The organism is Actinomadura meridiana (genome assembly GCF_039537545.1).
Lineage (GTDB): Bacteria > Actinomycetota > Actinomycetes > Streptosporangiales > Streptosporangiaceae > Spirillospora > Spirillospora meridiana.
The window spans coordinates 677461-704352 of sequence record NZ_BAABAS010000020.1 but is presented as its reverse complement, the minus strand read 5'-3'; the positions used below and the strand labels follow the sequence as shown (position 1 = coordinate 704352).

General features: G+C 68.1%; 25 protein-coding genes. 10 read left to right on the top strand and 15 right to left on the bottom strand.

Going from position 1 to position 26892, the window contains the following annotated elements; translation table 11 throughout:
- Positions 1 to 352: 352 nt before the first annotated feature.
- The 5 genes from ABD808_RS29420 to ABD808_RS29400 form a co-directional block, all read right to left on the bottom strand.
- Positions 353 to 1048: a type II secretion system F family protein gene (locus ABD808_RS29420; RefSeq protein WP_344903285.1), complete on the bottom strand. Its 696-nt coding sequence runs from the start codon at positions 1046 to 1048 to the stop codon at positions 353 to 355.
- Complete coding sequence (locus ABD808_RS29415) at positions 1045 to 2196, bottom strand: TadA family conjugal transfer-associated ATPase (RefSeq protein ID WP_344903282.1); 1152 nt, start codon at positions 2194 to 2196, stop codon at positions 1045 to 1047. Before ABD808_RS29415 ends, ABD808_RS29420 begins: the two co-directional genes overlap by 4 nt.
- 586 nt (positions 2197 to 2782) lie before the next feature.
- Positions 2783 to 3862 carry a septum site-determining protein Ssd gene (gene ssd / locus ABD808_RS29410; RefSeq protein WP_344903279.1) on the bottom strand — a complete coding sequence of 360 codons (1080 nt, stop codon included), beginning with the start codon at positions 3860 to 3862 and terminating at the stop codon, positions 2783 to 2785.
- 956 nt (positions 3863 to 4818) lie between these two features.
- Positions 4819 to 5475, bottom strand: a complete 657-nt coding sequence (locus tag ABD808_RS29405) for a pentapeptide repeat-containing protein (protein ID WP_344903276.1) — start codon at positions 5473 to 5475, stop codon at positions 4819 to 4821.
- A complete protein-coding gene (locus tag ABD808_RS29400) occupies positions 5468 to 6229 on the bottom strand; it encodes a Fic family protein (protein ID WP_344903273.1) in 762 nt (253 codons plus the stop codon). Before ABD808_RS29400 ends, ABD808_RS29405 begins: the two co-directional genes overlap by 8 nt.
- 250 nt (positions 6230 to 6479) lie before the next feature.
- On the opposite strand from ABD808_RS29400, the gene acs reads away from it, so the two are divergent.
- From acs to ABD808_RS29375, 5 genes are all read left to right on the top strand, one after another.
- Complete coding sequence (acs, locus tag ABD808_RS29395) at positions 6480 to 8447, top strand: acetate--CoA ligase (protein ID WP_344903270.1); 1968 nt, start codon at positions 6480 to 6482, stop codon at positions 8445 to 8447.
- A 211-nt stretch (positions 8448 to 8658) separates the two neighbouring features.
- Positions 8659 to 9894, top strand: coding sequence for a Na+/H+ antiporter NhaA (gene nhaA / locus ABD808_RS29390; RefSeq protein WP_344903267.1), 1236 nt, complete (start codon positions 8659 to 8661; stop codon positions 9892 to 9894).
- 15 nt (positions 9895 to 9909) lie between these two features.
- Complete coding sequence (locus tag ABD808_RS29385; RefSeq protein WP_344903264.1) at positions 9910 to 10341, top strand: phage holin family protein; 432 nt, start codon at positions 9910 to 9912, stop codon at positions 10339 to 10341.
- An 8-nt stretch (positions 10342 to 10349) separates the two neighbouring features.
- Entirely contained in the window at positions 10350 to 11273 is a 924-nt protein-coding gene (locus ABD808_RS29380; RefSeq protein WP_344903261.1) for an alpha/beta fold hydrolase, read from the top strand.
- A gap of 141 nt (positions 11274 to 11414) precedes the next feature.
- On the top strand, positions 11415 to 11774 hold the full coding sequence (locus ABD808_RS29375) for a DUF309 domain-containing protein (RefSeq protein WP_344903258.1): 360 nt from the start codon (positions 11415 to 11417) through the stop codon (positions 11772 to 11774).
- 71 nt (positions 11775 to 11845) lie between these two features.
- Here ABD808_RS29375 and ABD808_RS29370 read toward each other — a convergent pair whose 3' ends face one another.
- The 3 genes from ABD808_RS29370 to nth all read right to left on the bottom strand — a co-directional run bounded on the left by ABD808_RS29370 (position 11846) and on the right by nth (position 14714).
- Entirely contained in the window at positions 11846 to 13042 is a 1197-nt protein-coding gene (locus ABD808_RS29370) for a MarP family serine protease (RefSeq protein ID WP_344903255.1), read from the bottom strand.
- A gap of 174 nt (positions 13043 to 13216) precedes the next feature.
- Positions 13217 to 13813 (bottom strand): NUDIX hydrolase, encoded by a 597-nt coding sequence (locus ABD808_RS29365; protein ID WP_344903555.1) that lies wholly within the window; start codon positions 13811 to 13813, stop codon positions 13217 to 13219.
- 160 nt (positions 13814 to 13973) lie between these two features.
- The gene (nth, locus tag ABD808_RS29360) at positions 13974 to 14714 is read right to left on the bottom strand and encodes an endonuclease III (protein ID WP_344903252.1); all 741 of its coding nucleotides are present in this window, start codon (positions 14712 to 14714) and stop codon (positions 13974 to 13976) included.
- Positions 14715 to 15035: 321 nt separating this feature from the next.
- Here nth and ABD808_RS29355 point away from each other — a divergent pair, with 321 nt between their 5' ends.
- Positions 15036 to 15722 carry a Crp/Fnr family transcriptional regulator gene (locus ABD808_RS29355; protein ID WP_117397539.1) on the top strand — a complete coding sequence of 229 codons (687 nt, stop codon included), beginning with the start codon at positions 15036 to 15038 and terminating at the stop codon, positions 15720 to 15722.
- 57 nt (positions 15723 to 15779) lie between these two features.
- Here ABD808_RS29355 and ABD808_RS29350 read toward each other — a convergent pair whose 3' ends face one another.
- From ABD808_RS29350 to ABD808_RS29330, 5 genes are all read right to left on the bottom strand, one after another.
- Entirely contained in the window at positions 15780 to 16583 is an 804-nt protein-coding gene (locus ABD808_RS29350) for an MBL fold metallo-hydrolase (protein ID WP_344903247.1), read from the bottom strand.
- Positions 16584 to 16723: 140 nt separating this feature from the next.
- A complete protein-coding gene (locus ABD808_RS29345; protein WP_344903552.1) occupies positions 16724 to 17599 on the bottom strand; it encodes an NUDIX hydrolase in 876 nt (291 codons plus the stop codon).
- Between the two features lie 52 nt (positions 17600 to 17651).
- Positions 17652 to 18113: a RidA family protein gene (locus ABD808_RS29340; protein ID WP_344903242.1), complete on the bottom strand. Its 462-nt coding sequence runs from the start codon at positions 18111 to 18113 to the stop codon at positions 17652 to 17654.
- A gap of 47 nt (positions 18114 to 18160) precedes the next feature.
- Positions 18161 to 18319, bottom strand: a complete 159-nt coding sequence (sp36, locus tag ABD808_RS29335) for a Sp36 family protein (RefSeq protein ID WP_021591512.1) — start codon at positions 18317 to 18319, stop codon at positions 18161 to 18163.
- Between the two features lie 408 nt (positions 18320 to 18727).
- The gene (locus ABD808_RS29330; protein ID WP_344903239.1) at positions 18728 to 19771 is read right to left on the bottom strand and encodes a slipin family protein; all 1044 of its coding nucleotides are present in this window, start codon (positions 19769 to 19771) and stop codon (positions 18728 to 18730) included.
- A 256-nt stretch (positions 19772 to 20027) separates the two neighbouring features.
- Between ABD808_RS29330 and bagA the strand changes: the two genes are divergently transcribed.
- A complete protein-coding gene (gene bagA / locus ABD808_RS29325; RefSeq protein ID WP_344903236.1) occupies positions 20028 to 21023 on the top strand; it encodes an ATPase BagA in 996 nt (331 codons plus the stop codon).
- Between the two features lie 142 nt (positions 21024 to 21165).
- Positions 21166 to 22365, top strand: coding sequence for an ATPase BagB (gene bagB / locus ABD808_RS29320; RefSeq protein WP_344903233.1), 1200 nt, complete (start codon positions 21166 to 21168; stop codon positions 22363 to 22365).
- Between the two features lie 243 nt (positions 22366 to 22608).
- Here bagB and ABD808_RS29315 read toward each other — a convergent pair whose 3' ends face one another.
- Positions 22609 to 22926: a putative quinol monooxygenase gene (locus ABD808_RS29315; RefSeq protein WP_344903230.1), complete on the bottom strand. Its 318-nt coding sequence runs from the start codon at positions 22924 to 22926 to the stop codon at positions 22609 to 22611.
- Between the two features lie 63 nt (positions 22927 to 22989).
- Between ABD808_RS29315 and ABD808_RS29310 the strand changes: the two genes are divergently transcribed.
- Positions 22990 to 23370 (top strand): MerR family transcriptional regulator, encoded by a 381-nt coding sequence (locus ABD808_RS29310; protein WP_344903227.1) that lies wholly within the window; start codon positions 22990 to 22992, stop codon positions 23368 to 23370.
- A 487-nt stretch (positions 23371 to 23857) separates the two neighbouring features.
- Here the strand turns inward: ABD808_RS29310 and ABD808_RS29305 are convergent, their stop codons facing one another.
- Positions 23858 to 24169, bottom strand: coding sequence for a WhiB family transcriptional regulator (locus ABD808_RS29305; RefSeq protein WP_117397528.1), 312 nt, complete (start codon positions 24167 to 24169; stop codon positions 23858 to 23860).
- 330 nt (positions 24170 to 24499) lie between these two features.
- Here ABD808_RS29305 and ABD808_RS29300 point away from each other — a divergent pair, with 330 nt between their 5' ends.
- The gene (locus ABD808_RS29300; protein WP_344903220.1) at positions 24500 to 26824 is read left to right on the top strand and encodes a penicillin-binding protein; all 2325 of its coding nucleotides are present in this window, start codon (positions 24500 to 24502) and stop codon (positions 26822 to 26824) included.
- Positions 26825 to 26892: the final 68 nt, after the last annotated feature.

Sequence of the window (26892 nt, the reverse complement as noted above, 5' to 3'; positions counted from 1 at the left end):
GCTGCCCATGTGGTCGCTCAGGCACCTCATCGTCAACGGTCGGCTGGTTGATCTTCGTCCTGTGCGTGGCGCTGGCGTGGGTCTTTGTGGGTGTCTGGGCTGGCGCTTCTGTTTGGGGTGTAGGTCGGGCGTGGTTTGGATTGTCTTCTACGGAGTTGCTGGTCGGTCTTGGGGCGTGCTCGTTCGGTGGCTGGTTGCGTTGATGGGTTGCGGTTCTTGAGTGGGGTTGGGGCGGTCTTTGGAACTGGTCGGCGAGTCTCCGTGTGGCTGGGGGCGCGCCCCTGGCTAGGAAGAAGGCCGATGCTGCTGCGCAGAGCATGACCAGCAATGCCGTCATTGGTTTCACCTCCGGTCAGCGGGGGGATTCGGCGGATTTGGCCAGGTGGCGGGTCCAGTAGAGGCCCGTCAGGTTGAGGGCTGTGCCCGTGATCAAGCAACCGAGGCCCGGGAGCGTTCCGAGGAGGAAGTGGAGCGGGTGCACGCCTAGAGCTACGGCCAACGCCAGCCCTAGTAAGGGAAGTGCGGCGAGGAGGCGGGCTGTCGCACGAGGGGCGGCGAGCTGAACGGCTACATCCTGGCGTTGTGTCTCCTCATCGCGTAGGGCGGTGGCCAGGCCATCCAGGACGGTAGCGAGGGCTCCGCCGCGTTCGGCCCCTACGCGCCAGCAGGCTGCCAGGAGACGAAGGCCTTCGGCGCCTGGCCGTGTCGCCAGTCTTCCTAGGTGGTCGGATGGAGGGCTGGGGACGCTGAGCAGTTCCTTGGCGATGTGCGGGTCCAGGACGGTCGTCGCCGCGGTGAACGCCTCGTCGGGGGTTCGACCGGCGGAGAGCTCGGCGGCCATGGCGTCGCAGAGTTCGATCACTGAAGTGCGGCGTCGCTGGGGGAGGGTGCGTTGTTCGCGCCAGGCTTCGACTTTGGTCTTTACGAAGCCGAACGGGTCGCTGGATGGGTGAGTGACGAGGCGGTTCAGGCGGCGGACGGCGGGTGGCGGGGCCAGAAGCGTCCAGACCGCAGCGGCTGCGCAGAGGGCCACGGGTGTGTTGATCATGTGGTTCTCGCCAGCCGGGCGGAGAGGGCGGTAGCGCCGGGACCGGAGATGACCTCGCCGGATACGGTGAACGACACCGCCGGAACGACGCCGACCAGGCCGTCCGGGGCCCGGTTGAGGAGGCAAATCTCGGCCACCCGCCGGAGCCCGCCGCCAGGGTCACGAACCAGATGGACGACGATGTCCAAGGCTGCGGCCAGTTGGCTGTGGACGGCTTCCCGAGTCAGGCCCGCCGCACAGGCCAGTGCTTCGAGTCGAGCGGGCACGTCAGCCGCGGTGTTCGCGTGGAGTGTGCCGCATCCACCTTCATGACCCGTGTTCAAAGACTGGAGGAGCACTACTACTTCAGAGCCCCTGCACTCGCCTACTACGAGGCGGTCAGGGCGCATGCGGAGGGCTTGACGAACCAAGTCGTTCAGGGTGACGCCTCCGGCACCCTCCATGTTGGGTGGACGCGATTCCAGGCGGACCACATGTGGGTGGGACGGTCGCAGCTCGGCGGAGTCTTCGACCAGGACGAGCCGTTCTCGGGGGTCGGCCAGGGAGAGGAGGGAGCTGAGAATAGTCGTCTTGCCGGTTCCCGTGGCACCTGTGATCAGGAAGGCGGCGCGGGACTCGATCATGGCGGCGAGGAGTTCGGCGCCCTCGGGCGGGACGGTGTTGGCCGCGACCAGTTCGTCCAGCGTGAAGGTGCGGCGGCGGGGAAGCCGCAAGGAGATGCATGTCCCGGTGGCGGCTATCGGCGGGAGGATGGCGTGTAGGCGCACTCCTCCCGGGAGACGGGCGTCGGCGAAGGGAGAGGCGTCGTCGAGTCGGCGTCCGGCGGCTGCCGTGAGGCGCTGGGCCAGGCGGCGCACCGACTGTTCGTCCGGGAACCGCAGAGGGGTGCGGACCAGGCCGGAGCCGGTGTCGACCCAGATCTCGTCCGGGCCGTTCACAAGGACATCGGAGACGTCTGGGCTGCGTAGAAGTGGCTCGAGCGGTCCTGCGCCCACGAACTCGGCGCGTAACTCGTCGGCGAGCGTCAGGATCTCGCGGTCGCCCAGCAGGCGTTCTTCGGCCCGCAGGGCTGCGGCGACCCGTCCGGTGGTCGGTTCGCCGCCGAGATCGGCCAGTCGATCGCGGACGGCGTCGGCGAGCCTGGTCATGCTTCCTCCTTGTGGAAGGCGACCCTCCGTGCCCAGGGAAGGCCGCCCTCATCGCCCGACTTGCGCCCCGTTACGCGTCCGGGTGGCAGGGGTGGCCCCGCGCCTAACACAGGAGCTGTGGTCAGGGTGTTGTTGGCGGTTGGTTAGCCGTCGGCCTGTAATCGGCAGACCTGCGGCTAGCGGACGGCGGAGAGCTGCGGCTTGGGGACGGCCGAGCGGCTCCCGTTGGCGGTCGGTGGGGCTGCGACTTGGGGTGGTGAGAAGCCGCGGCGAGGCGGCCGGGGGCGGATAGTAGGCAGCCGGGCTGCGGATAGTGGGCGACCGGGTGGCCGCCGTTAGTGGTCGGGGGGAGCTACAACTTGGGGTGGTGAGAAGCTACGGCTGGTGGGCGGTCGGGTGGCTGCCGTTGGTGGTCGGTGGGGAGCTGCGGTTAGTGGTCGGTGGGGAAGGGGCCGTTGGTTGTAAGTGGGGAGTTGCGGCTTGTGGGCGGTAGGGAAGCTGCGGCTTGTGGGCGGCTGGGGGTGTGGTTAGAGGGCGGCCAGGGGTGTTGCTTGTGGTGGTGGAGGAGTTGTGGTTGTTGGGTGGGTCAGGCTGCTTCTTCTCGGTAGGCATAGGGCTGGAGGGCCAGGTCGGCGAGGGTTTTGGAGCAGAACTCGGTGAGTGGGCCTCGGCGGAGGGCTCGTTCGAGGGCGCCCTCGTCGATGGCGGCGGGGAGGCGGCGGTCGCGTTCGAAGGAGCCTGCGGACGTGAGGTCGAGGGCGTGGGCGACCGCGTCGGGGGTCAGGCCGCCGGGGGCCGGGCCCTGGACGACCAGGCGCAGCTCGGTGGTGTGGCGGCGGAGGGCGGTGGCGAGGCCGTCGGCGGCGACGGTGGCGCGGACCTCGGCGGGGACGAGTAGGAACGTGTTGTCGGCGGCCTGTAGGGCCGCGCGGCCGACGTCGCCCGGGTAGCGGGGGACGTCCACGATGACCAGGTCGAAGCCGCGTGCGGCCGCGTCGAACAGGGAGCGGGCCGCCTCGTCGGAGACGGGGACGGGCTCGCCGCGCCGCCATGACAGGACCGACAGGTCGCCGCAACGCGGCAGTGTCTCGTGCAGGGTGGCGGTGTTGAGTCGTCCCTTGCGTTCGGCCAGGTCGTGCCAGCGGACGCCCTCGTGTTCCTCCAGCCCGAGCATGAGGTCGACGCCGCCGCCGAACGGGTCGGCGTCCACGAGGAGGGTGCGCAGGCCCTGGCCGGAGGCTGTGAGGCCGAGCGCGGTCGCCAGGACGCTGGCGCCCGCGCCGCCTCGGGCGCCGACGACGCAGATGGTGGTGGCCCAGCCGCTCTCGGGTTCGCTGGCGCTGGCGAACGCGTCGATCAGCCAGTCCTCATGGTCGGGGAGGGCGGCGACGTCCTGGGCGCCGACCTCCACCGCCAGGCGGTACGTCTCGGGCGTTGCGGTGGCGGGTGTGACCAGGACGACGCCCGGACGGCGCTGGAGGCCGGTGGACGCCACGTCCTCGGCCATGTCGGCGCCGACGAGGATGAGGGCCGGCCACGTCCAGGCGGCTCTGGCCTCATCGGCGCCGTAGGCGACCTCCGCGTGGGCGTCGGCGGCGGCGGCGAGGCGGAGCAGGCCGTCGGCGAGGGCGGAGTCGCCGGTGACGATCAGTGCCGCGAGATTCATCGGATGCTCCTTCAGCGTTCGGAGACATCCACTCTGCGGCCGCCGACGTCGACCATGAAGACTTTCCGTGAACTGTGGATAACTTCGGCCGGCGGGGTGTCGACAGGCCTCTGAGCTGCGATGGAGCGCTGTCGCGGGGGTGCCAGTGGCCGTTGGAAGGCGGCGGGCGGTGGCACTGGATCGCGCCACCGCCCGGCCGCTATGTCTGGGCGACCCCCGCTGGGGGGGATAGCGGGGGTCGCCGGACGGTCCGACTCCGGGGGGGTAGAGCCGGCCCGCTTTCCCAAGAAAGTCTGGGGAGTTCGGCTAAGCCGTCGCAAGTTCGCTCTATAGGAGAGTCAAACTCACTGGCTCCAGTCTAGGCAGCTTCAACATATGCTGCCCGATCCTTGAGAGTTCCGTCGAGGCGCAAACTCGCCCGGCGGGTGACGATTTTTCTCATCTGGTTGGGACGATCATCACGACATGCGGCGCGACAGTACCGCACACTCCCGGCGGAACCCACATCGCCCTGTACAAGGGGTGTATCGGTCCAGGAGTCGGAGCGTACCGGAGAACTCAGAATCTTTCCGACCGATTCCGTTCACCATAGTGATGATCACAGTGAGTGATAATTTTTGGAGCCGAATGATAGTTCCGGTTAGTCCGGAATAGAGGACTTCATCCCGTGTTGGCGGTATGGGGTCATCCGTGCCCTTCTCTGGCGCGCCGGCCGCCGGGTGGACGAGTTGTCCGAACAAGGGCTTGTCAACTGGGCAAATAAGGCGTACACAGGTCTTACGGACCACGTGTCCGGGGCACGGCAGCCGGGCACCCACGCGCGACCAGCCGCGGGAGGCGCGTCGAGACGGGCTTGACCCGATCCGACGGATATGAGGTGCACGCTTGGTAACCCGGTGTGACGTGTTTGGCGGCGGCGTCCCAGGCGAGGGACGCCGTTCGCTTTGCTCAGAGCGTCAGTCGCGGACGTCCAACCCCAGGGACGTCGCCAGGACGACCGCCTGATACGGGTCGATCACCGCGCGCCGCAATTCCGTGGTCAGCGGGTCCAGCGCCGAGATGTCGCTTCCGCGTAGATCACATCCGGAAAAGTCGGCCTTGTGGAGCCAGGAGCCCGACAGGTCGACACCGCGAATCGTGGCCCCGGCGCATCTCGCGCCGGTCAGATCGGTCTCGCGCATGCGAACGTCGGTGAACGACGCGCGACGCAGATCGGCTCCGGGGAGGCCGGTGAACGACCAGTCGCCGCCCGCTACCTTCAACAGGTCGTACGTGCAGTCGTCGAACATGCTGCCGACGAATTTGCACCCGGTGAAGGTGGCGTCGAAGAAACCGCAACGCACGAAGGTGCAGTTTACGAACGCACCATCGGTGTGGGTGGAGGCGTTGAAACGAACACCGCGGAACGTGCAGTCGGTGAAGACGGCACCGACGCCGGTGGCCTCGGTCAAGTCGGCGTCCACGAAGAGGACACGCTCGTGCTCTTCACCCGTCAGGTCACGCGAATCCCAGTTCACCGCAGTGATAGTGGTTTCGGTGGTCGGAGCAGGACGTCCATGCTTGCGATCGGCCATCAGCACAGCATGCACCAGGCCACCGACAACGTCAGCCACGCATGAACGCCTCACAGATGGCCTGGGAGTCTCGTGCGGCTGCGGCGACCGCTGCGGAACAGTGCGCGATCCACTGTGCGACGCCCTCCGCGGTACCGGACGAGTAGGCGCTGAGCGCTTCGCCGTACTCGTCGGCGAGTTCCAGGTGTCCCACCTCTGGGGCGACAAGCGATTTGGGGTCGAGGCCACGCGCGATAAGGGTGAGACGCTGCGCGGCACGCGCGACGAGCCCGTCTCCCCAGCCGAACGGGCGCACTGTCAGTAGTTCGCCGTGAACGATGGCCGCGACCACCAGCGCGGGTGCTTTCGTCGGCTCTGTCAGTAGCGTGCTGAGTACGTCCAGGCGAGCGGCTGCCTCGGATGGTGAAAGCGCGTCGGCGCCTGTGCGTAGGCGTCCGAGGTCGGTGCTGTCGACCGCGTTCGCCGCGGCGAGGGCGTGGAGGCGTGCGAGGGCCTGCCGTGGCGCATTCCGCCACGTCTCCGTCAGCGTTCCCAGTTCGGCCGACACACGCAGAGACCCCTGGACGACCGGATCGGACGGGTTCTCGGTAGTGCGCAATGCGTCCAACGTGACGGTGGCCCCGTCCAGGACGGCCGAGGCCCTGGCGCCGCGTAGCGCGGACTCGGTGGACACCTCGGCGCTGCGTCGCCGCAGGATGCGATGGCCCAAAAGGCGGTCCACGGCGCCGCGCGCCTCGTCGACGGCGCCGGAGACGCCGGGCAGGTTCGCCACATCGGCAAGGGCATCTGTCACGGCCCGACCCTATGCGGTGGGCCACAAGCATGGACGTGCGGGTACGCGGGCGCGTAAAACGGAAGCGATTCTCTGACCAGAGACTGGGAAGGTCTGTGGCGTCGGGTATCGCACAACACCATCGACGGCCGTCAGCGCAGGTCGCACGCATCCACGACATACACGGGCGCGGCCTTGTGGGACCGAGGACCTTCCTGGTGAAGTGGGGATACCGGGCGAGCCCCGCTTCAGCTACCAAGGAGTATTCGCGTTGAGCCAGAGCCAAGAGACACTGTCGAACCTTCTGCAGGAGACGCGCCGCTTCTCCCCGCCCGCAGAACTCGCCGCGTCGGCCAATGTCAAGGCCGAGGCGTACGAGCAGGCGTCCGAGGACACCCTGGGGTTCTGGGCGGAGCAGGCGGATCGGCTGTCCTGGACGAAGCGCTGGGACGACGTCCTCGACTGGAGTAATCCACCCTTCGCCAAATGGTTCGTGGGCGGCGAACTGAACGTCGCGTACAACTGTGTCGACCGTCATGTCGAGGCAGGACGCGGAGCCACGGTCGCGTTCCACTGGGAGGGTGAGCCGGGCGACTCCCGTACCATCACCTACGCCGACCTTCAGCGTGAGGTGAACCAGGCGGCCAACGCCCTGCTGGAGTTGGGTGTCCGCAAGGGTGACCGGGTCGCGATCTACCTACCGATGATTCCGGAACTGCCGATCTCGATGTTGGCGTGTGCCCGCATCGGCGCGACCCACTCGGTGGTGTTCGGCGGTTTCTCGGCGGAGGCACTGCGGACCCGGATCGACGACGCGCAGGCCAGGCTGGTCATCACCGCGGACGGCGGGTTCCGTCGCGGCAAGCCGTCCGACCTGAAGGGCATCGTCGACGAGGCCGTCGCGCAGACGCCGACGATCGAGCACGTCGTGGTCGTGCGCCGCACCGGCGAGCCGGTGGCAGAGAACGACCGCGACCTGTGGTGGCACGACGTCGTGGGTCGGCAGAGTGACCAGCACACCGCCGAGCCCATGGACGCGGAGCACCCGCTGTACATCCTGTACACGTCCGGGACGACGGGTAAGCCCAAGGGCATCCTGCACACCACGGGCGGCTATCTGACCCAGTGCGCGTACACGCACTGGGCGGTGTTCGACCTGAAGCCGGAGACGGACGTCTACTGGTGTTCGGCCGACATCGGGTGGGTCACCGGACACTCCTACATCGTGTACGGACCGCTCGCCAACGGTTCGACCAGCGTCATTTACGAGGGGACCCCCGACACCCCCAACAAGGGCCGTTGGTGGGACATCATCCAGAAGTACAAGGTGAGCATCTTCTACACCGCGCCCACCGCGATCCGTACTTTCATGAAGTGGGGCGACGACATCCCCGCGCAGTACGACCTGTCATCCCTGCGCGTGCTGGGTTCCGTGGGTGAGCCCATCAATCCGGAGGCGTACGTCTGGTACCGCGAGAAGATCGGCGCCTCGCGGACGCCGGTGGTCGACACCTGGTGGCAGACGGAGACGGGCGCGATCATGATCAGCCCGCTGCCGGGCGTGACGGACGCGAAGCCGGGCGCGGCGATGCGTCCGCTGCCGGGCATCGCCGCGGACGTGGTCGACGACCAGGGCCAGTCCGTGCCGAATGGTGGCGGCGGGTTCATGGTGGTCCGGGAACCCTGGCCGAGCATGCTCCGCACGATCTGGGGCGACGACGAGCGCTACATCAAGACGTACTGGTCCCGTTTCGACGGCCTGTACTTCGCCGGTGACGGCGCGAAGCGCGACGATGACGGCGACATGTGGCTGCTCGGCCGCGTCGACGACGTCATGCTCGTGTCCGGGCACAACATCTCCACGACGGAGGTGGAGTCGGCGCTGGTGTCGCACCCGAAGGTCGCCGAGTCGGCGGTGGTCGGCGCCACCGACCCCGTCACCGGGCAGGCCATCGTGGCGTTCGTCATCCCGCGCGGCGACGCGGAGGGGGACGTGGAAGGCGAGGAGTTCCTGCGGGAGCTGCGCGACCACGTGTCCAAGACCCTCGGCCCGATCGCGAAGCCCCGGCAGATCATGATGGTGCCGGAGCTGCCGAAGACCCGGTCCGGCAAGATCATGCGGCGGCTGCTGCGGGACGTCGCCGAGAACCGCAGCATCGGCGACGTCACCACGCTCGCCGACAGCACGGTCATGGACCTGATCTCGGAGAAGCTGCCGAGCGCCAAGTCCGAGGACTGACGCGACTGTGTGGACGGCCCGCGTCCCGGTGCACGAACCACCGGGCGCGGGCCTCCGCACGTCCGGGCGGGGTCACGGCTAAGGGCAGCGGCCTTGTTGCAGGTAAAGTCGTACGTGGTGTGCCGGGAAGTCTGGTCGGCGGTGTTCTGACCTGTCGCGTGTGGCGGGTCGGGGCTTGTCCGACCGTCCGCCACCTTCCCGGGGGTTTTTCATGACGCGCCCTGTGCGTCGCCGTGTCGCCGCGACGTGGCCGTTTCGTCCGACCGTCCGCTATGGGACGCAGGTCGCCATGGCGTTGCGCACGGAGACGATCGGCGGCGTGGTGATGCTGCTCGCGGCGGTCGCCGCACTCATCTGGGCCAACACGCCTTGGGCGGACGCCTACGACAGCCTGCGGACGTTCGAGTTCAGCCCCCACTGGCTGCACCTCGGGCACATGGACGTCCAGCACTGGGCGTCCAGCGGCCTGCTGGTGGTGTTCTTCTTCATCGCCGGGCTTGAGCTGCGCGAGGAACTGACACACGGTGAGTTGCGCGATCCGAAAGACGCCGCGCTGCCGGTGCTCGCCGCCGCCGCGGGCGTAGCCGTCCCAGCGCTGGTGTTCCTCGCGGTTAGCGCGGGTGAAGCGGGCGCGGCGCGCGGCTGGGCCGTGCCGACAGCGACGGACATCGCGTTCGCGCTGGCGGTACTGGCGGTGACGTTCACAGCGTGCCCGGCGCCCCTGCGCGCGTTCCTGCTGACCCTCGCCGTGGTGGACGACCTCATCGCCATCACAATCATCGCGTTGTTCTACAGCGAGCAGCTCGATTGGGTGCCGCTCGGCTTCGGAGTGATCCTGATCGGCTTGTACGGGTTGCTCCAGCGTAGGAACGTCCGGTCGCCATGGGTTTATGTACCGCTCGCCATACTGGCCTGGTACTGCCTGCAACGGAGCGGCGTCCACGCGACCGTTGCGGGTGTGGCACTCGGAATGCTTACCAGTCCGAAGGAGACACCGGACGGACGTCCGACCAACGCGGAACGCGCTGACCATGTGCTGCGCCCCTTCTCAGCAGGGCTGTGCGTACCGGTTTTCGCGTTCGTCTCAGCGGGCGTAGGGCTCGGTGTGTCGCAGCTGGGTTCGGTGTTCACCGACCGGGTGGCCCTCGGTGTCATCGCGGGGTTGGTGGTCGGTAAGTTCGTGGGAGTGTTCGGCGGCGCCTGGGCGGCCGTACGGCTCGGCCTGGCGACGATCGGGGAGGATCTGCACTGGCATGAGATCGGTGGGGTCGCCGCCCTGGCCGGGGTGGGTTTCACCGTTTCGCTGCTGATCGGCGGTTTGGCCTATACCGACCCGGCACAATTCGAGAGAGTGACGACTGCGGTCCTGATCGCGAGTGTTCTCGCCTCGGCGGCCGCGGCCGTCGTCTTCCGGAGAAGGGCACGCCTGCGCGCGCCCGGGGGCTAAAGGAGAGCAAGCGATATGTCCGAGGCTGTGCCGGACGATCGAATCGAGGACAGGTCTCTTGGAGACCTGGTCGCGCTGGCGTTGAGCGACGTCTCCGACACCATCAAGCTGGAGATGGAGCTGGCCAGGGTCGAGCTCAAGGCCGACGCCAAGAAGGCCGCCGTCAGCAGCGTGATGTTCACCATCGCCGCGGTGATGGGCGGGATCGTCGTCATCCTGCTGTCGATCTCCCTCGCGTACGGGCTGGTCGGGCTGGGCCTCTGGCGATGGCTCGCGTTCCTCATCGTCGCGGTCGTGTACGTGGTGCTCGCGATCGGCCTGATGCTCATCGCGAAACGCTTCATCAAGAAGATCGAGGGCGCGAAACGGACCCGTAAGTCCCTGAAGAGCGACCTGTCGAAGCTGCGCCGCCGCGGCGACTCCGACGTGCCCGAGCTGACGGACTGACCGACGCCATGTCCGGGCACGACCGGGCCCTCGTCGAGGTCGACGGGCCGTGGACCCACCGTCAGATCAGTGCGGGCGGGACGCGGTTCCATGTCGTCGAGGCCGGTGAGGGGCCGCTCGTCCTACTCCTGCACGGTTTCCCCGAGTTCTGGTGGTCATGGCACAACCAGTTGGTGTCGCTGCCAGCGGCGGGTTACCGCGTCGTCGCCGTGGACCTGCGCGGCTATGGCGGGAGCGACAAACCGCCACGCGGCTACGACCTCGTCACGCTGGCAGGGGACGCCGCCGGGCTCGTCCGCGCGCTCGGTGAGGCGAACGCGATCGTCGTCGGGCACGACTGGGGCGGGCTGCTCGCCTGGACGATGGGCGTCTACCACCAGAAGGTCGTCCAGCGGCTGGCAGTGGTGAGCGCTCCGCATCCGTTGCGGCTACGTCAGGCCGTAGCGGGTGACCCACGCGGGCAGGGTTGGGCTACACGCCACACGTTCGGTTTCCAACTGCCGCTGTGGCCGGAACGGCGTCTTGTGCGGGACGACGCCGCGCTGGTCGGAAAGCTCCTCCACGAGTGGTCAGGCCCGGGTTGGCCGGACGAACGCACTGAACGGCTCGTCCGGAAGGCGGTGCAGATTCCTGGGGCGGCGCACAGCGCGCTGGAGTACCACCGTTGGCTCATACGCTCACAGGCCCGTCCGGACGGCATCCGCTACGCGCACCGTATGCGCGCCCCCATCCAGGCGCCGACGCTCCAACTGCACGGTGCGGTGGACACCTGCACACTCCCCGCCAGTGCCCAGGGTTCTGGCCGCTATGTACGGGCCCCGTACCGCTGGAAGCTCATCGACGGCGCCGGACACTTCCCGCACCAGGAACGTCCTGGCGCGTTCGACGAACAGTTCCTCGGCTGGCTCTCCGACCCTGAACCCGAACACTGAACCCTGCCGACCTAGACCGGGACCACGCGGGCGTACGTTTGAGGGATGCGGGATCGGGACGAAGCTGGACGCCCACGCAACGCACGTCCACGGGATGCGTACGGACGCCCCCTGCCCCATGGCGCGACCGGCGTACCCACCATGCCGGACGATCTCGATCTGCCACCGGCGGAAGCCCTGGTAGAGGCTCAACACCTTCTGGACGCCGACCGTCCATTCCATGCGCACGAGGTACTGGAAGCGGTCTGGAAGGCCGCTCCGGAAGCTGAACGGGAACTGTGGAGGGGGCTCGCACAGGTTGCCGTGGGGATAACCCACCTCCGGCGAGGAAACGCCCAGGGCGCCGAGGCCCTCCTCAGTCGCGCGGCGGACCATCTCATCCCGTACGAGAACGCCCCTCCGCACGGCATCGACGTCACAGGGGTCGTGACGCGGGCCCGCGACCTGGCGTCCAGAGCACCCCAGGAAGGCCCGATGACCCTTCAGCTCATGCAGGCGTAGCTCTGCCAGCTCTGGCGCCCTGCCAGCTCTGGCGCCCTGCCAGCTCTGGCGACTCTGGTAGCTCTGGTTGCTCAGTCGGAGCATTTCTGCGTGGACACCGCTGCCGTCGCGTTCGCGCCCGCGCGCGCGTCTGGGGCGACCTCGTCCGCAGTGAGCGCGTACCCGGTGGACGGGGTATCCAGAGCGGCCGCGAAGATGACGCCGTAGACACGGCCATCAGTGGACAGCAGCGGGCCGCCCGAGTTTCCGGGCTCGACCTTGCCGCGGATGGCGTAGATCTCGCGGGTGACCTGGCCGGAGTGGTAGATGTCCGGGCCGCGTGCCGTCTGACGGGCACGGATGCGGGCGGCACCCGGTGTGAACGGGTGATTCTTCGGGAACCCGGCGATGATCGCGTTGTCGCGGACGCGGGCCTCGTCCGCGAACCGCAGTGTCGGCGCCTGCAAGCCCGGCACGTACAGCACGGCGACGTCGCGTTTCGGGTCGTACAGGACGACCCGGCCGCGGCTGGTCTCGCCGTCCACGGTGGCGACGGCGGACGACCCACGTGCCCCCGCCACGACGTGCGCGTTGGTCATGACGTGTTTCGGCGCGAACACGAACCCGGTGCCCTCGATCCGGCGCTGGCACTGCGGCGCCGTGCTGACGATCTTCACGATGCTGTTCCTGGCGGCCCGCAGACCCCGCGTGTTCAGCACGGACTCGTCCGGCGGCGGCACCTGCACCACCGACTCGCCGCCGAGCCCGTTGAAGACCTGGGGGAAGTCGCTGTTCTTCACGAAGCCCTGGAACGAGGTGAACCACGTCTGGGCCTGCGGCGGCATCACGTCGTCGACGCCGTTGATGATCGAGGAGCCCTTGACCTGCGTCCGGACGGGCCGGAACTCGGAGTTGGCGACCAGGCTCCCGAAGAACCAGGCGACGATCAGCAGCGACATGGCGCTGACGACGGTTCCACCGACCGCGTCCACCGTGCGGGCGTTCATGCCGGTCACCCGGTTGCGCAGGACGGCGCCGAGCGACGACGCGACCAGTTGCCCGAGGGTCGCGGCCAGGAACGCGATCACGATGGCGAGGAGCGCCTGCTGGGCGGCGCCGTCCACGGCGGCCTCGGCGATCGGCGGCGCGATGAGGACACCGGCGACACCGCCGCCGACGAAGCCGACGAAACTGAGCAGGCTCACAATGAAGCCCTGCCGGTAGCCCGAGACTCCGAAAAGCACGACGAGCACGAGCAGTATCAGGTCCAGAACGTGGTCGTGCAGCACCGCTTCACCGTACTGTGCCGCGCCGCTGCTTAACGTCCCCTCGATGTACCAGATTGGGGCGTGTTGCGTAGCCACCGGGTGGGATGCAAGGTCACTATCGGCGGCCTCCAAGACGAGAACAACCGTATGACCTGCGCCGGACACATCGTGAGGGTCGCCGGGGTAGGCGAGCCGTCAGTCGCGGGTCGCGAGCCTCAGGACGTCTTGCGGCAAATCCTCGACATGGTCCGTATCCCAGGGTTGGTTCCATCCGCCCGCGTCCAACACGCGGGTGAGCAACGCCGCCGTGAAACCCCACACGAGCATGTCGCGGACGCGGAACGCGGGCCCGATCCTCAGCCCGGTGCTGTTCCGCACCATCAGCCGGTTCTCCGGTTCGACGAGTTCGGAGATCGGAACGCGCGCGACCGCCGCGACCTCGCCGGGATGGCCGGGCGCGATCTCCGACGGTTCCCGCCACCAACCGGCGACCGGCGTGACCCGGTGCTCGCTGTGCGACAGGTACAGCTCTGGAAGCGTGCACAACACGTCCACGCCGGACGGTTCGACGCCCGCCTCCTCCCAGGCCTCCCGCAGCGCGGCGGCGACCGGCCCGTCGTCCTCGGGGTCGATGCGGCCGCCGGGGAACGCGGGCTGCCCGGCGTGCTTGTTCAGGGTCGCGGCACGCTCGGTGAGCAGGATGTCGGGACCGTCCGAGCCCTCGCCGAACAGGATCAGGACGGCGGCGGCACGTCCGCCCTGGACGGGCTGGAACATCGGCGGCGCCGCCATCCGGGGTCCCTCGGCACGGAACCGGGCCAGCCAGGGCGGGCCGATGGGGGAGATGTCGGTCACGTCCGTCCCAACTCCGGAACGCCCGCGTTCCTTCCCGCCGTCACCGCGCGTTCTCTCATGGTGGGACGACCCTCCACGCCTGCCTGGACGGCGCAGGTCACGAGAAGGGGCCGGGTTTGACGAGTTTGCGGGCCGTCTCCTCGTCGGTCGGCCCTTCACCGAACGACGGGCAGAGGGAGGCAACCGGGCACGCCCCACAGGCCGGACGGCGGGCGTGACAGATGCGGCGCCCATGCCAGATCAGCCTGTGGGACAGCATCGTCCAGTCTTTGCGCGGGACGAGTTCGCCGATCTCCTGTTCAACCTTCACCGGATCGTCTTCGGACGTCCATCTGAAACGGCGGGCCAAACGACCGAAGTGCGTGTCGACGGTGATGCCCGGAACGTCGAAAGCGTTGCCCAGGACCACGTTGGCCGTCTTGCGTCCAACACCGGGCAGCGTGACGAGGTCTTCGAGCCGTCCCGGAACCTCACCGCCGAACTGGTCTCGCAAGGCGGCGGACAGTCCCATGACTGACTTGGTCTTGGCTCGGAAGAAGCCGGTGGGTTTCAGGATCTCCTCGACGTCCTCCGGATTGGCGGAGGCCAGATCCTCGGGTGTCGGGTACTTGGCGAACAGTGCCGGCGTGGTCATGTTCACACGCATGTCAGTGGTCTGCGCCGACAGAACCGTGGCGACCAGGAGCTGGAAGGGTGTCCCGAAGTTCAGCTCACAGTGCGCGTCCGGATACGTCTCGGCCAGTATCCGGTTGATCCGGCGCGCCCGCCGCACCAGCCCCAGCCGCGTCTCGTCCTGCCATTTGCGGGCCCGTGGCCTCCTGGACGCCTCCGTCGCCATACCGGCCAGCCTAGAGCCTCACCGGCTGGAGCCCGGGCGTTACAGCCCGACCGGAACCCCGTGGGACGGGGCTCGGCGAAGTATCGGGCATCCGATCAGATTAAGGCATGACCGGTACCCGTCCAGGATGCCCGGTAACGGGGGGTGAGACCGGTGTGATGGCATTCACCCAATGGTCCGTACACTGGGCGAACAGGACCGCGGCGGTCCGGCGAGGTCGGTGAACCGGGGTCTTGCGTTTCGGCGCGCCGTGACCCTGCCATCACACAGGCGGTGGGACGTACGTCACACTAGGCATGTCGGTGTTCGAGGAGGAGAAGCGTGACCGATCGCGACGTGGACGTTCTGAGCAGAGCCCCGCTCTTCGAGGCCCTCGACGAGCAGGGCGCCAAGGCGCTGCGCGCCAACGTGGCCGAGGTGCGTCTCGCCCGCGGTCAGACGCTGTTCAACGAGGGCGAGACCGGGGACCGGCTGTACGTCGTCCTGGAAGGAAAGATCAAGCTGACCAGGACGGCTCCGGACGGGCGGGAGAACCTCCTGAGCGTCCTCGGCCCGAGCGAGATGTTCGGCGAGTTGTCGCTGTTCGACCCGCGCCCGCGCACCGCGAGCGCCATAGCGGTGACCGAGTGCCGTCTAGCGGGGCTCGGCCACGACGACCTGCGGCCCTGGCTGACCGGTCATCCGGAGGTCGCCGTCCAGCTCCTGCGGGCGCTGGCGCAGCGGCTCCGCAAGACCAACGACGTCATGGCCGACCTGGTGTTCACCGATGTGCCGGGACGTGTCGCCAAGGCGCTGCTCGACCTGGCCGAGCGGTTCGGACAGCCGTCCGAGGCGGGTTTGCACGTGCACCACGACCTCACGCAGGAGGAGCTGGCGCAGCTGGTCGGCGCGTCCCGCGAGACGGTCAACAAGGCGCTCGCCGATTTCGCACAACGGAACTGGCTGCGCATCGAAGCTCGCGCGGTCGTGATCCTCGACATCGAACGCCTTCGCAAGCGCTCCAAGTAACAACCTGGGTCCGCGCTTGAGCCAGCGCGTGATTCAGGCAGTGGTCTGGCGCATGGTTCAGACAGCGCCGTCTGAACCCTCGTGCCCTTTCAGATAGTCAAGCTGCGCTTGGACGGACGCCTCGGCCGCCCCCCACAGCGACTTGTCGACGTCCGCGTACACACGTTCGACGACTTCGCGTGCCGTCCGCGCACCCGCCGCTACGGCGGCCTCCACCTGGGCGAGACGCTCGCGCCGGTGAGTGATGTAGTGATCGAGGACGGCGATCGGATCGTCCAGCTTCGGCCCGTGACCTGGGAGGATCGTGGCGGCCTCGACCTCTGTGGCGAACGCGCGGAGCCGGTCCAGCGAGCCGAGATAGTCGCCGAGACTCCCCTCCAGGACGGTCGTCCCGTAGCCGAGGATGGTGTCGCCGGTCAGGACGGCGCCGTCCGCCGGAAGCCAGAACGTCAGCGAGTCGTCGCTGTGCCCTGGCGTTTCCATGATGCGCAATTCCAGCCCGCCGGTGACGACGACGTCACCCTCGGCCAGGCCCTCGTCACCGAGCCGGTGCCTCGGATCCAGCGCCCGCACCTTGACGGAACCCCCCGCGAGGCGTGCGAACTTCCCCGCCCCGGCCGAATGGTCGGGATGGCCATGCGTGAGCAGGACGAGCCCAACGCGGCGACCCTGGGCTTCGACCGTCTTCAGGACGCGCCTGAGGTGCTTGCCGTCCTTGGGGCCGGGGTCGACGACCACGGCCTCGTCGGAGCCCGGCTCGGCGATGATCCACGTGTTGGTGCCGTCCAGGGTCATGACGGACGGGTTCGGCGCAAGCACGCAGGTCGCTCGTTCGGTGCCCATTCCGTCGATCTCCGTCATGTCCCCCATCCTGCCCGAGGCCCGATCCGGGGGACGGACCGGGTTCCAGCCGAGACGATCAAGATGCCGAAGGGCCGACGTCCCCGCCAGGCGCCACATCACGGCCTTGGCCACCGCGTCCCTGCGCCGCACGCCTCCGCTCACCCCCGGTCCGCGCGCTCATCTCGTTTGTAGTGCCGCGCGGCGGACTCCGGCAGCACGAGATACGCCTCCCCGTCGATGATCTCCGCAGTGGGCTCGTGGGCGATGATCCGGCGCGACGCGGCCAGCACGTCCGCGACCGAATCGAATTCGGCCAGCTCGGCCAGCGTCGCGACGGTCGGCGGGAGCATCGGCCACTCGCCATCACGGCCCCGCTCGGCGGCCTCCGCCGGACGCACCCAGGCCACCCGGTCGGCCTCCGTGCTGACGTCCCCGGCCCGCTGCCCCGCGGGGATCGCGGCGACGAAGAACCGGGTGTCGTAGCGCTTCGGCTCGATCTTCGGGGTGATCCAGTGCGTCCACGGCCGGAGCAGATCCGAGCGCAGGACGAGACCGCGCCGGTCGAGGAACCCCGCGAACGACTGGGAACGATCCAGCAGGGCCTGCCGGTCGGCTTCCCAGTCCGCGCCGCGCGTGTCGTCCACAACCGTCTCCGCCGTGTGGCCCGCGAGCAAGACGAGCGTCTCCTCGAACGTTTCTCGGACGGCCGCGCATACCAGTTCGCGCGCGAGCGTCCGATCCGCGCTGAACGCCTTGCCCCACTCGTCCGGTGACGGTCCCGACCATGCGAGATCCGCCTCACCGTCACGCGGATCTACGGAGCCGCCCGGAAACACGTACGCGCCGGGCGCGAACGCCATGGACCGGACGCGGCGCAACATGAACGCCTGCAACCCGTACTTCTCGTGGTCACGAAGCACCGCGACCGTGGCGGCGGGACGCGCGGGAACGGGCTCGGCCCGGCCGCTCCGGACGTCCTCGATCCGGCCTCGGAGCGACTCCGGCAGCTTCAGCCCGTGCACCGTGATCCCCATGGCGGCCCATTCGGACACACCGCACGACATTCCGTCAACCGGGCCGGAGCGGTCAGGCGATCTCGGCGATCAGCTCGACCTCGACGGGCACGTCCCGCGGCAGGACGGCCACGCCGACGGCGCTGCGCGCGTGCTTGCCCGCGTCGCCGAACACCTCGACCAGCAGATCGCTCGCCCCGTTGATCACCTGGGGCTGACCGTGGAAGTCCGGCGCGCTGGCGACGAAGCCGACGACCTTCACGATCCGCGCGACGCGGGACAACTCGCCGACCTCGGCCTTGAGCGCCGCGATCGCGTTCAGCGCGCAGATCCGTGCCTGCCGGGCGCCCTCCTCCGCGTCGACTTCGGCGCCCACCTTGCCGGTCGCACCCAGTTCACCCTTGACCAACGGGATCTGCCCCGCCGTGTAGACGAGCGACCCCGTCCGGGCCGTCGGAACGTACGACGCGACCGGCGGGACCGCTTCCGGCAGCTCCAGCCCCAGCTCGCGGATTCTTTCCTCTGGCGTGCTCATGGCCACTCCTCCTCGTTGAGGGGTCACGACTGCACTCTCGTTGAGGGTCAGGACTGCACTTCGCGCTTGAAATAGGCCACGAGGTTCTCCGGGTTCGGCCCGGGCAGGACGGTGACGAGCTCCCACCCGTCCTGGCCCCAGTTGTCAAGGATCTGCTTGGTCGCGTGCACCAGCAGAGGAACGGTCGCGTACTCCCACTTCTTCATGCGCCTCACACTAGCGATGGCTCCACACGCGTCCCGTTGGAACCCACCCGTCCGCATCGCCTTCCACACTGGCTTTCTGTCGCCAACCCACGGATCACGGGTTTTCGGCACGGAGCATGATGCGGCGAAGCAGATCCGACAGGGTTCGGCGCTCCTCCGCGTTCAGTTCGCCAAGCAGCCCCTTCGCGGCCGGGACTTCCGGCTGCTGTTCGGCGCCCGCGTCCTGTCGTCCTGCCTGGGAACAGCGGCCGTCCCCGGCGTGCGTCGGCTGGCCATGCCGACCCGACAACCCACGCCACGGCTCGACGCCCCTGAGCCCGCCCGTTGAGACCCCTACAAGCCCGGAAATTGGCGAACACGGCACCTGCGGGAGCCTGCCTCCCAGGGTTTCACCTCCAGGTTGTCGGATTAGGCGCCGTCGGCGTGGGGTTCGTCGGTCTGGGGCTGGCCGCTGGTGAGGCCGCGCTGGTCGTCGGACGGTGGCTGTGCGGGCTCCGACTCGGCATGAGGCTTCGGCTCGTCCAGCCCGATGACCGGCGGAACCTCGTCGGCGGACTCCAGGGACGGGGTGGACTCCGCCGCCTTCGCCAGCTCCTCCTCGGCCTTGGCGAGCCGCTCGCCGAGGTCCGGCTTGGCCTCCCCGCCTCCGGTTCCGCTGTCACCGGAGTTGCTCGTGACGCGGTCGAAGAAGCGCAGGATCTCGACAGGCAGCGGCATCACCAGCGTGCTGTTCTTTTCTGCGGACACCTCGACGACCGTCTGCAGCAGCCGAAGCTGGAGGGCCGCCGGGTCCTGGGACATGATCTCGGCGGCGGCGGCGAGCCGCTTGGACGCCTGGAACTCGCCGTCCGCGGTGATGATGCGGGCCCGGCGCTCCCGCTCCGCCTCCGCCTGCCGGGCCATCGACCGCTTCATGCCCTCGGGCAGCGAGACGTCCTTGATCTCGACCCGCTCGATCAGGATGCCCCACGGCCCCTCGGTGATCTCGTCGATGATCGACCGCAGCCGCAGGTTGATCTTCTCGCGTTCGCCGAGCAGCTCCTGCATGTCGGCCTGGCCGATGACCGACCGCAGTGACGTCTGCGCCACCTGGGAGACCGCGTAACCGTAGTTCTGAACGTTCACGATCGCCTTCACCGGGTCGATGACCCGGAAGTACACGACGGCGTCGACGCGGACGCTCACATTGTCCTGGGTGATGCCGTCCTGCCCGGGGACGCCCATCGTGACCGTCTGCCTGCTGACCTTCTGCATCCGTTCGACGACCGGCACGATCGTCGTGATGCCGGGCGGACGGATCGCGCTCGGCCGCAACTGATCGCCCTTCTGTACCTGGCCGAACCGGAACACGATGCCGTGCTCGTACTGCTGCACGATGCGGATCGACGACGACAGGACGATCAGCCCGCCGACGAGGATGACGAGCACGATGACAAGAATGACCGCTTCCATCACGGACACCTTTCTCGCGTGGTCGGCGGGACCGGGGGAGGTCCCCTTGGGCCCCGGCGGTTCTGAACGGTGACGAATACCGTGCCGTCCAGGCGGAACCACCCGGGGGTGGTTCACGTTTCCCAGCTAACCGCGCGGGCAGGCCGATTGACAGTGTCCGCGGCGGTGATCGTGGACGGAACCGTGTCAGGGATCACTTGCACGAGGACGGGCCGCACCCCAAAGTGTTTGCCGAGTGAACGATATGGTCGATCGGGTGAGCGCGAGAGACACCGACTGGGACGGCGTACGCCTCCATGTGGTCACCGGAAAGGGCGGGACCGGAAAGACCACCGTCGCCGCCGCGCTCGCCCTCGCGCTGGCCGCCGGAGGCCGTAAGGTCCTGCTCGTCGAGGTCGAGGGACGGCAGGGCATCGCCCAGCTGTTCGACTGCCCGCCTCTTCCCTACGAGGAGCGGCGCGTCGCCGTCGCGCCGGGCGGGGGCGATGTCTACGCGCTCGCCGTCGACACCGAAGAGGCGCTCCTCGAATACCTCGAGATGTTCTACAACCTCAAACGCGCCGGGAAGGCGATGACCCGGCTCGGCGTCGTCGATTTCGTCACGACCATCGCACCCGGCCTGCGCGACGTGATCCTCACCGGGAAGACGAGCGAGTCAGTCCGGCGCAAGAAGAAGGACGGTTCGTTCATCTACGACGCCGTCGTCATGGACGCCCCGCCCACGGGTCGCATCACGAAGTTCCTGAACGTCAACGACGAGGTCTCCGGGCTCGCCAAGGTCGGCCCCGTCCGCAACCACGCCGACACCGTGATGAAGGTTCTGCGCAGCCCCGAAACAGCCGTGCACTTCGTCACCGTCCTGGAGGAGATGCCCGTCCAGGAGACCATGGACGGCATCCGCGACCTCACCGACGTCGGCCTGCCCATCGGCGGGGTCGTCGTGAACATGGAGCACCAGCCCGTCCTCACCGAGGACTCCCTCGCCGCCGCCGCGACCGGCGCCCTCGACCTGGACGAGATCATCCGTGGCGTGAAGGCCGCCGGGCTCGAACACGACGCCGAGTCGATCGCCGCCGTCCTCGCCGCCGGGGCGGGCGACCACGCCCGCCGCACCGCCCTCCAGCGCCGCGAGAAAGAACGCCTCGAAGCCATCGATCGCCCCCACTACACCCTCCCCTTCCTCTCCGACGGAATGGACCTCGCCGGCCTCTACGACCTGGCCGCCGCCCTCCGCGCCCAAGGCGCCGCATGACCACAAAAGACACACAGCCCCACCGGCTCCGTTTCCCCGCACCCGTGGTCGACGCACACCGGCATCCGTCGATCGCCGCGGCGCGCAACCGCGGTCTCCACCAACCGACGTACCCTTCCGGTAGGACGGGAAAGGTGAACGGATGAGCTCGACCGGGGGCAAGACCCCGCCCGCTCTCGACGTCGACGCGCTCCTCGACGACCCCCGCACGAAGATCATCGTGTGCTGCGGCTCCGGCGGCGTAGGCAAGACGACGACGGCCGCGGCCCTCGGCGTCCGCGCGGCCGAGCGGGGACGGGACGTCGTCGTCCTCACCGTCGACCCGGCCCGGCGGCTCGCCCAGTCGATGGGCCTGTCCGAACTGGACAACAACCCGCGCAAGATCGAGATCAACGGCGACGGCGAACTGCACGCCATGATGCTCGACATGAAGCGCACCTTCGACGAGATCGTCGAAGCGCACGCCGATCCGGACCGGGCCAAGCAGATCCTCGCCAACCCCTTCTACCAGTCGCTGTCGTCCAGCCTGTCCGGCACGCAGGAGTACATGGCGATGGAGAAGCTCGGCCAGCTGCACCGCTCCGGCGCCTGGGACCTCATCGTCGTTGACACACCCCCTTCCCGAAACGCCCTCGATTTCCTGGACGCACCCGAACGAATGGGCCGCTTCCTCGACGGCCGCTTCATGAAGCTCCTGGCCGCCCCGGCGAAGACCGGCGGACGATTCGGCGTCAAAGTGATCAGCGCCGGCTTCGGCGTGTTCACCGGCGTGCTGAACAAAGTCATCGGCGTCCAGCTCCTCCGGGACGTGCAGACGTTCGTCGCCGCGTTCGACACGATGTTCGGCGGGTTCCGGGAACGAGCCGAGAAGACGTTCAAGCTCCTCCAGACCCCCGGCACCGCCTTCCTCGTCGTCGCCGCACCAGAACCGGACGCGCTCCGCGAGGCCTCCTACTTCGTCGAACGCCTCGCCGCGGAACGCATGCCCCTCGCCGGCCTGGTGGTCAACCGCGTCCACGAGCCCGCCGCAGACACACTCTCCGGCGGAGGCACGACCACCTCCCGGAACGATCTCCTGTCCGCCGCCCGCGCCCAGGCCGCCGCCGAGACCCTGGAAGAACGCGGCGAACACACACTGACCGCCGCCCTCTTCCGCCTCCACACCGACCGGATGCAACTCGCCGCCCGCGAGGAACGACTCCGCGACCACTTCGCGTCGACACACCCGTCCGTCCCGGTCACGGCGGTCCCCGCACAGGCAGAAGACGTCCACGACCTGGACGGCCTACGCCAGGTAGGCGAAGACCTCGCCGCCCCCACCGCACCCCCGACCGCCGCCTAACAGTGATGATGGGTGAGCACCTCCCCGCCGGGGTCTGACCCACCGCCCATGCCAGGCCAGCGGCCAACCGAACTTTCATGCACCCCAGCCTCCCCGCCGCACCACCCCCCAGCAATCAAAACGCCACCCTGTGGATAACCCTCCGCTCCCGAATCCCCACCGGCCCACACCAGGAGCGTCACGGTCACCGACCCACTTGCGGCCACCGACCCACTTGCGGCCACCGACGCACCTGCGGTTGGGTCAAACGGACGGGTACGGGCTGGTCATGGTGTCGAAGTACGCCTCCGGGGCCTCTTCGAGGTAGTCGAGAACGTTGGCGAGGAACTCGCGCAGCGGCGGGTACTGGTTGTGCTGGTCCAGATCCTCCTGCGACCTCCAGACCTCGTACAGGAAGAACCGTCCATCCGGTTGCTCGTGCAAGTGATACTCCAGGTTGCCCTCTTCCCGTCGCGTCGACTCCACCAGCGAGGACAGCAGGGCACGCACCTCAGCGGCACGTTCAGAGCGTGGCCGCAGGAAACCGTAGAGGGCGATCGGCATTCGTTCAGTCGTGTTCATGGGTCAACGCTAGAATCTGACATCAATGTGAGTTTCAAGGCGAAGCGGTATGGAGTGGATCACATGAGGATCGGGGAGTTGGCACGCGAGACGGAAGTGTCCGTCCGCCTACTGCGCTACTACGAGCAGCAGGGTCTTCTCCCCGCCGAGCGGACGACCGGTGGCCACCGGCAGTACGCACCCGACGCACCGGTCACCGTCGCACGGATCCGCACACTGCTCGCGGCGGGGCTGCCCACCCGGGTCATTCGCGACCTCATGCCCTGCTTCGCCGGTGACGGCATCGAGTTGCAGGCGTGCGTCCTCGACCATCTCAAAACACAGATGTCGGACCTCGACACCCGCATCGCCGAACTGACCCGCGCCCGCACCGCCCTCGGCGACCTCTTCGACGCCTCAGTCCAGACCAACAACCAGAACGCACTAACCACAACCACGCCCTAACCACCCCGCAGCCCAGCCCGACGCCCCCTGTCAACCGCAGACCACCGCATCTGTTGCGGGACTCCTGCCGAGCACTTCGGTGAGTGCGGACAAGTAGCTGTGGACGGGCGTCGGGTTGCCGAGATGCTCGGGCAGTCGGCGTAGCGGCGTCGAGAGATCTGGCCCGTCCACCAGCGTTGCGATGGCGTTGCTGATGAGGGCGGGGCGAAACAGGCTGCGGACCCGGTGGGCGAGTTGTTCGTTCTCTGGGCGCTGCGCGGCGTTGGGACGCGGCGCAGGCCGGCAGCGGTCAGGGTGGTCGTGCGGCCGCTCGTGGGTGGCGCAGGGTGGCGGGCAGGGTGGAGTCCGCGTGGCGTTCGTATCGGCAGGCTCGTACCTCGAAAGGTACGAGCCTGCCGTCACGCTCTTTATTAGACCCTGCCGGTCATCAGCCCTGTAGAGGACGGACCGCTCTCCAAGTCCGTGGCAACTGGACGACCGCCGTGGGTCAGCTCGCTACGAGTTCCTGCTCGTCAACGTCCACCGACCGCTCGTACTCTTCCTTCGCGGTCTCCAGCAGGTCGCGCCATGAACGTACATCCGGCCGACGGCGCAGCAGTGCACGTCGTTCCCGCTCAGTCATTCCGCCCCACACACCGAACTCGATCCGGTTGTCGAGGGCGTCAGCGAGACACTCCGTGCGTACCGGGCAACCGCGGCAGATCATCTTGGCTCGGTTCTGCGCCGCTCCCTGCACGAACAGGGCGTCCGGATCCGCGTTACGGCAGGCGGCGCGGGCGGTCCAATCCGTGATCCACATCTTGGCCCCACTCCCCTAGGGTCTGTGTGTCGATTTGCGCTCCTTGGCCGGACGGGCGCGGACGTCAGGCCGCCAAACGAAAGCCGTGGGGAAGAACTTACGGAAGCGAGGGACGTTTCAACAGTCCCCGATGGGCCCATTCTCGATATGGCCCACCGGGGCCATATCGCCGGAACGGACTAGTTACCTGTAGTTGACGCGCCAGACACGGCACAGGTTGTCATCATGAGGGCATAAGGGACGAACATCATGGTCAGCCCCAGCCCGGAAGGTGCGGCTACGGGGGACGTGGTCCCAAATGCACTGGTCATCCCGCGTACTCTAGACCCCGTGCGCGTTGCGAATACGGATCGGATGAAGGCGGCATCCACGCTGATCAGGCTTCTTGGGGCCGGAGTGGTCGCAGGTGTCCTCCTCGCGTTCATCGCGTTGCCCGCGGTCGGGAGTGCCGGGCTGACCGCCCGCGACGCCGCGAACAACTTCGAGGACATGGACAGCCATCTGAAGACGACACCACCGTCCGAGAAGACGGTGGTGTACGACTCGGACGGCAAGCAGGTCGCCACGTTCTTCGACAAGTACCGCGAGTCCGTCCGGCTCGACCAGATCAACCCCGTCATGCGGCAGGCGATCATCGACATCGAGGACTCGCGCTTCTACGAGCACGGCGCCCTCGATCTGAAGGGCACCATCCGCGCGCTGGCGTCCAACGTGGAGTCCGAGCAGACGCAGGGCGGTTCGACGCTCACCCAGCAGTACGTCAAGAACCTGCTGGTCGACGCCGCCAAGACGCCGGAGGAGTACCGCGAGGCCACCGCGACGACCGTCAGCCGCAAGGTCCGCGAACTCCGCTACGCGCTCGACATCGAGAAGCGGCTGACCAAAGACCAGATTCTTGAGGGCTACCTCAACATCTCCTACTTCGGCGCGGGTGCGTACGGCGTCCAGGCCGCGGCGAAGCGGTACTTCAGCGTCCCCGCCTCGCAGCTCACCGTGGGGCAGGCCGCGCTGCTCGCCGGCATCACGCAGAACCCCACCGCGTACGACCCGATCCGCAATCCGAACGACGCGCGCAAGCGGCGCGACGTCGTCCTCAACCGGATGGCCGAGCTAGGACACATCACCAAGCCGCAGGCCGCCGCAGAGGCCGCCAAGCCCATCGAGCTGAACCCCACCGACCCTGTCGGCGGGTGCGAGACCAGCAAGGCGCCCTACTTCTGCGAGTACGTGAAGTACGACATGCTCAACATCCTGTCGGACGGCAAGTACTGGCAGCTGGAACCGAAGCAGCAGCAGAACGTCGTCAACAAGCTGAACCAGGGTGGTTACACGATTCGCACCACCCTCGACATGCAGGACCAGCGCTCCGTCGACAAGACGCTGCGCGGAGCCGTCCCGCCGGGTGGAAACCGCGTCGCCGCAGAGGCGATGGTCGAACCGGGCAGCGGCAAGGTCAAGGCGATCGGGGTGAGCAAGCGGTTCGGTCCCGGCAAGGGCAAGACCACCATCAACCTTCCCGCCGACTCCGCGCACGGCGGCGGTAACGGTGTTTCCGCGGGTTCGACGTTCAAGGTCTTCACGCTCGCGGCCGCCATCGACCAGGGCATTCCGGTCAGCACGACGATCAACTCGCCGCAGACGACGACCGTCAGTGGCTTCCAGACCTGCAAGTACAGCGGGATGTACCGGGGCAAGAAGGTCAAGAACGCGGTGCTCGGCGGCGGCACCTGGACGCTGTCCAACGCGGGTGACAGCGAGGCGGGCAACTTCAACCTCAAGACCGGCACCTGGCACTCGGTCAACACGTTCTACGCGCATCTGGAGAAGCGCGTCGGCGTCTGCAACGCGGTGAAAATGGCCGAGAAGTTCGGCATGAAGCAGGGCAACGGCAACCCGCTGCTGCCGATCCCGTCCCAGGTCCTCGGCGTCAACGACATCGACATGGTGCACCTCGCCGCCGCCTACGCCGGGTTCGCCGCCCGCGGCAAGTACTGCGCGCCGATCTCGGTGACGGAGGTCGTCGACCCCGAGGGCAAGCACCTCAAACTGCCCAAGCAGGACTGCCACCAGGCCCTCAACGCCGACGTCGCCGACAAGGTCAACTCCATCCTCCAGGGCGTCCTCACCCAGGGGACGGCGAAGGGACGCGCCATCGGCCGTCCCGCCGCGGGCAAGACCGGGACCTGCGAAGAGTTCACCTGCGCCGTGTTCGCCGGTTTCACCCCGAACCTCGCCGCCGCCACCGCCTACTGGGACTACCGAGGCCCCTGGACCCACAAGATGCCCGGCGAGTACGGCGCGGGCGTCCCCGGCGGGATCTGGCAGCGGAGCATGCAGAACGCGCTCGCCGGAGAGCCCGCGCCCGGATTCCGGACGCCGTCCCGCGACTTCGGCGACACCACCGACGTCCCGGACGTGAAGGGCCTCACCGTCGCCGCCGCCACCGCGAAGCTTCAGGAGGCCGACCTCCAGGCCCGCGTCGCCCCCGGTTCCGTCCGCTCGGACCAGCCGAAGGGGACGGTCGTCTCCACCTCACCGGCCCCCGGCAGCCAGGCCCCACCGGGAACTACCGTCATCCTCTACGTAAGCAGCGGCAAGGGCCGTGGCGAAGGGGACGACCGCCCCGGCAACGGCTGGCCTCCCTGGGGCAACTAACGCCAAGGAAACTCCTCAGCTCACGCCGGGCCGTCGGGGAGACGATTCCGGATCATCGCCGGAGAACG

What these genes read in the sequence shown, in the direction of transcription:
- ABD808_RS29420 (WP_344903285.1), bottom strand. Translation starts at nt 1,048, where the DNA reads ATGATCAACACACCCGTGGCCCTCTGCGCAGCCGCTGCGGTCTGGACG.
- ABD808_RS29415 (WP_344903282.1), bottom strand. Translation starts at nt 2,196, where the DNA reads ATGACCAGGCTCGCCGACGCCGTCCGCGATCGACTGGCCGATCTCGGC.
- ssd (WP_344903279.1), bottom strand. Translation starts at nt 3,862, where the DNA reads ATGAATCTCGCGGCACTGATCGTCACCGGCGACTCCGCCCTCGCCGAC.
- nhaA (WP_344903267.1), top strand. Translation starts at nt 8,659, where the DNA reads ATGACGCGCCCTGTGCGTCGCCGTGTCGCCGCGACGTGGCCGTTTCGT.
- ABD808_RS29385 (WP_344903264.1), top strand. Translation starts at nt 9,910, where the DNA reads ATGTCCGAGGCTGTGCCGGACGATCGAATCGAGGACAGGTCTCTTGGA.
- ABD808_RS29380 (WP_344903261.1), top strand. Translation starts at nt 10,350, where the DNA reads ATGTCCGGGCACGACCGGGCCCTCGTCGAGGTCGACGGGCCGTGGACC.
- ABD808_RS29375 (WP_344903258.1), top strand. Translation starts at nt 11,415, where the DNA reads ATGCCGGACGATCTCGATCTGCCACCGGCGGAAGCCCTGGTAGAGGCT.
- ABD808_RS29365 (WP_344903555.1), bottom strand. Translation starts at nt 13,813, where the DNA reads ATGGCGGCGCCGCCGATGTTCCAGCCCGTCCAGGGCGGACGTGCCGCC.
- nth (WP_344903252.1), bottom strand. Translation starts at nt 14,714, where the DNA reads ATGGCGACGGAGGCGTCCAGGAGGCCACGGGCCCGCAAATGGCAGGAC.
- ABD808_RS29350 (WP_344903247.1), bottom strand. Translation starts at nt 16,583, where the DNA reads ATGACGGAGATCGACGGAATGGGCACCGAACGAGCGACCTGCGTGCTT.
- ABD808_RS29345 (WP_344903552.1), bottom strand. Translation starts at nt 17,599, where the DNA reads ATGGGGATCACGGTGCACGGGCTGAAGCTGCCGGAGTCGCTCCGAGGC.
- ABD808_RS29340 (WP_344903242.1), bottom strand. Translation starts at nt 18,113, where the DNA reads ATGAGCACGCCAGAGGAAAGAATCCGCGAGCTGGGGCTGGAGCTGCCG.
- sp36 (WP_021591512.1), bottom strand. Translation starts at nt 18,319, where the DNA reads ATGAAGAAGTGGGAGTACGCGACCGTTCCTCTGCTGGTGCACGCGACC.
- ABD808_RS29330 (WP_344903239.1), bottom strand. Translation starts at nt 19,771, where the DNA reads ATGGAAGCGGTCATTCTTGTCATCGTGCTCGTCATCCTCGTCGGCGGG.
- bagB (WP_344903233.1), top strand. Translation starts at nt 21,166, where the DNA reads ATGAGCTCGACCGGGGGCAAGACCCCGCCCGCTCTCGACGTCGACGCG.
- ABD808_RS29315 (WP_344903230.1), bottom strand. Translation starts at nt 22,926, where the DNA reads ATGAACACGACTGAACGAATGCCGATCGCCCTCTACGGTTTCCTGCGG.
- ABD808_RS29310 (WP_344903227.1), top strand. Translation starts at nt 22,990, where the DNA reads ATGAGGATCGGGGAGTTGGCACGCGAGACGGAAGTGTCCGTCCGCCTA.
- ABD808_RS29305 (WP_117397528.1), bottom strand. Translation starts at nt 24,169, where the DNA reads ATGTGGATCACGGATTGGACCGCCCGCGCCGCCTGCCGTAACGCGGAT.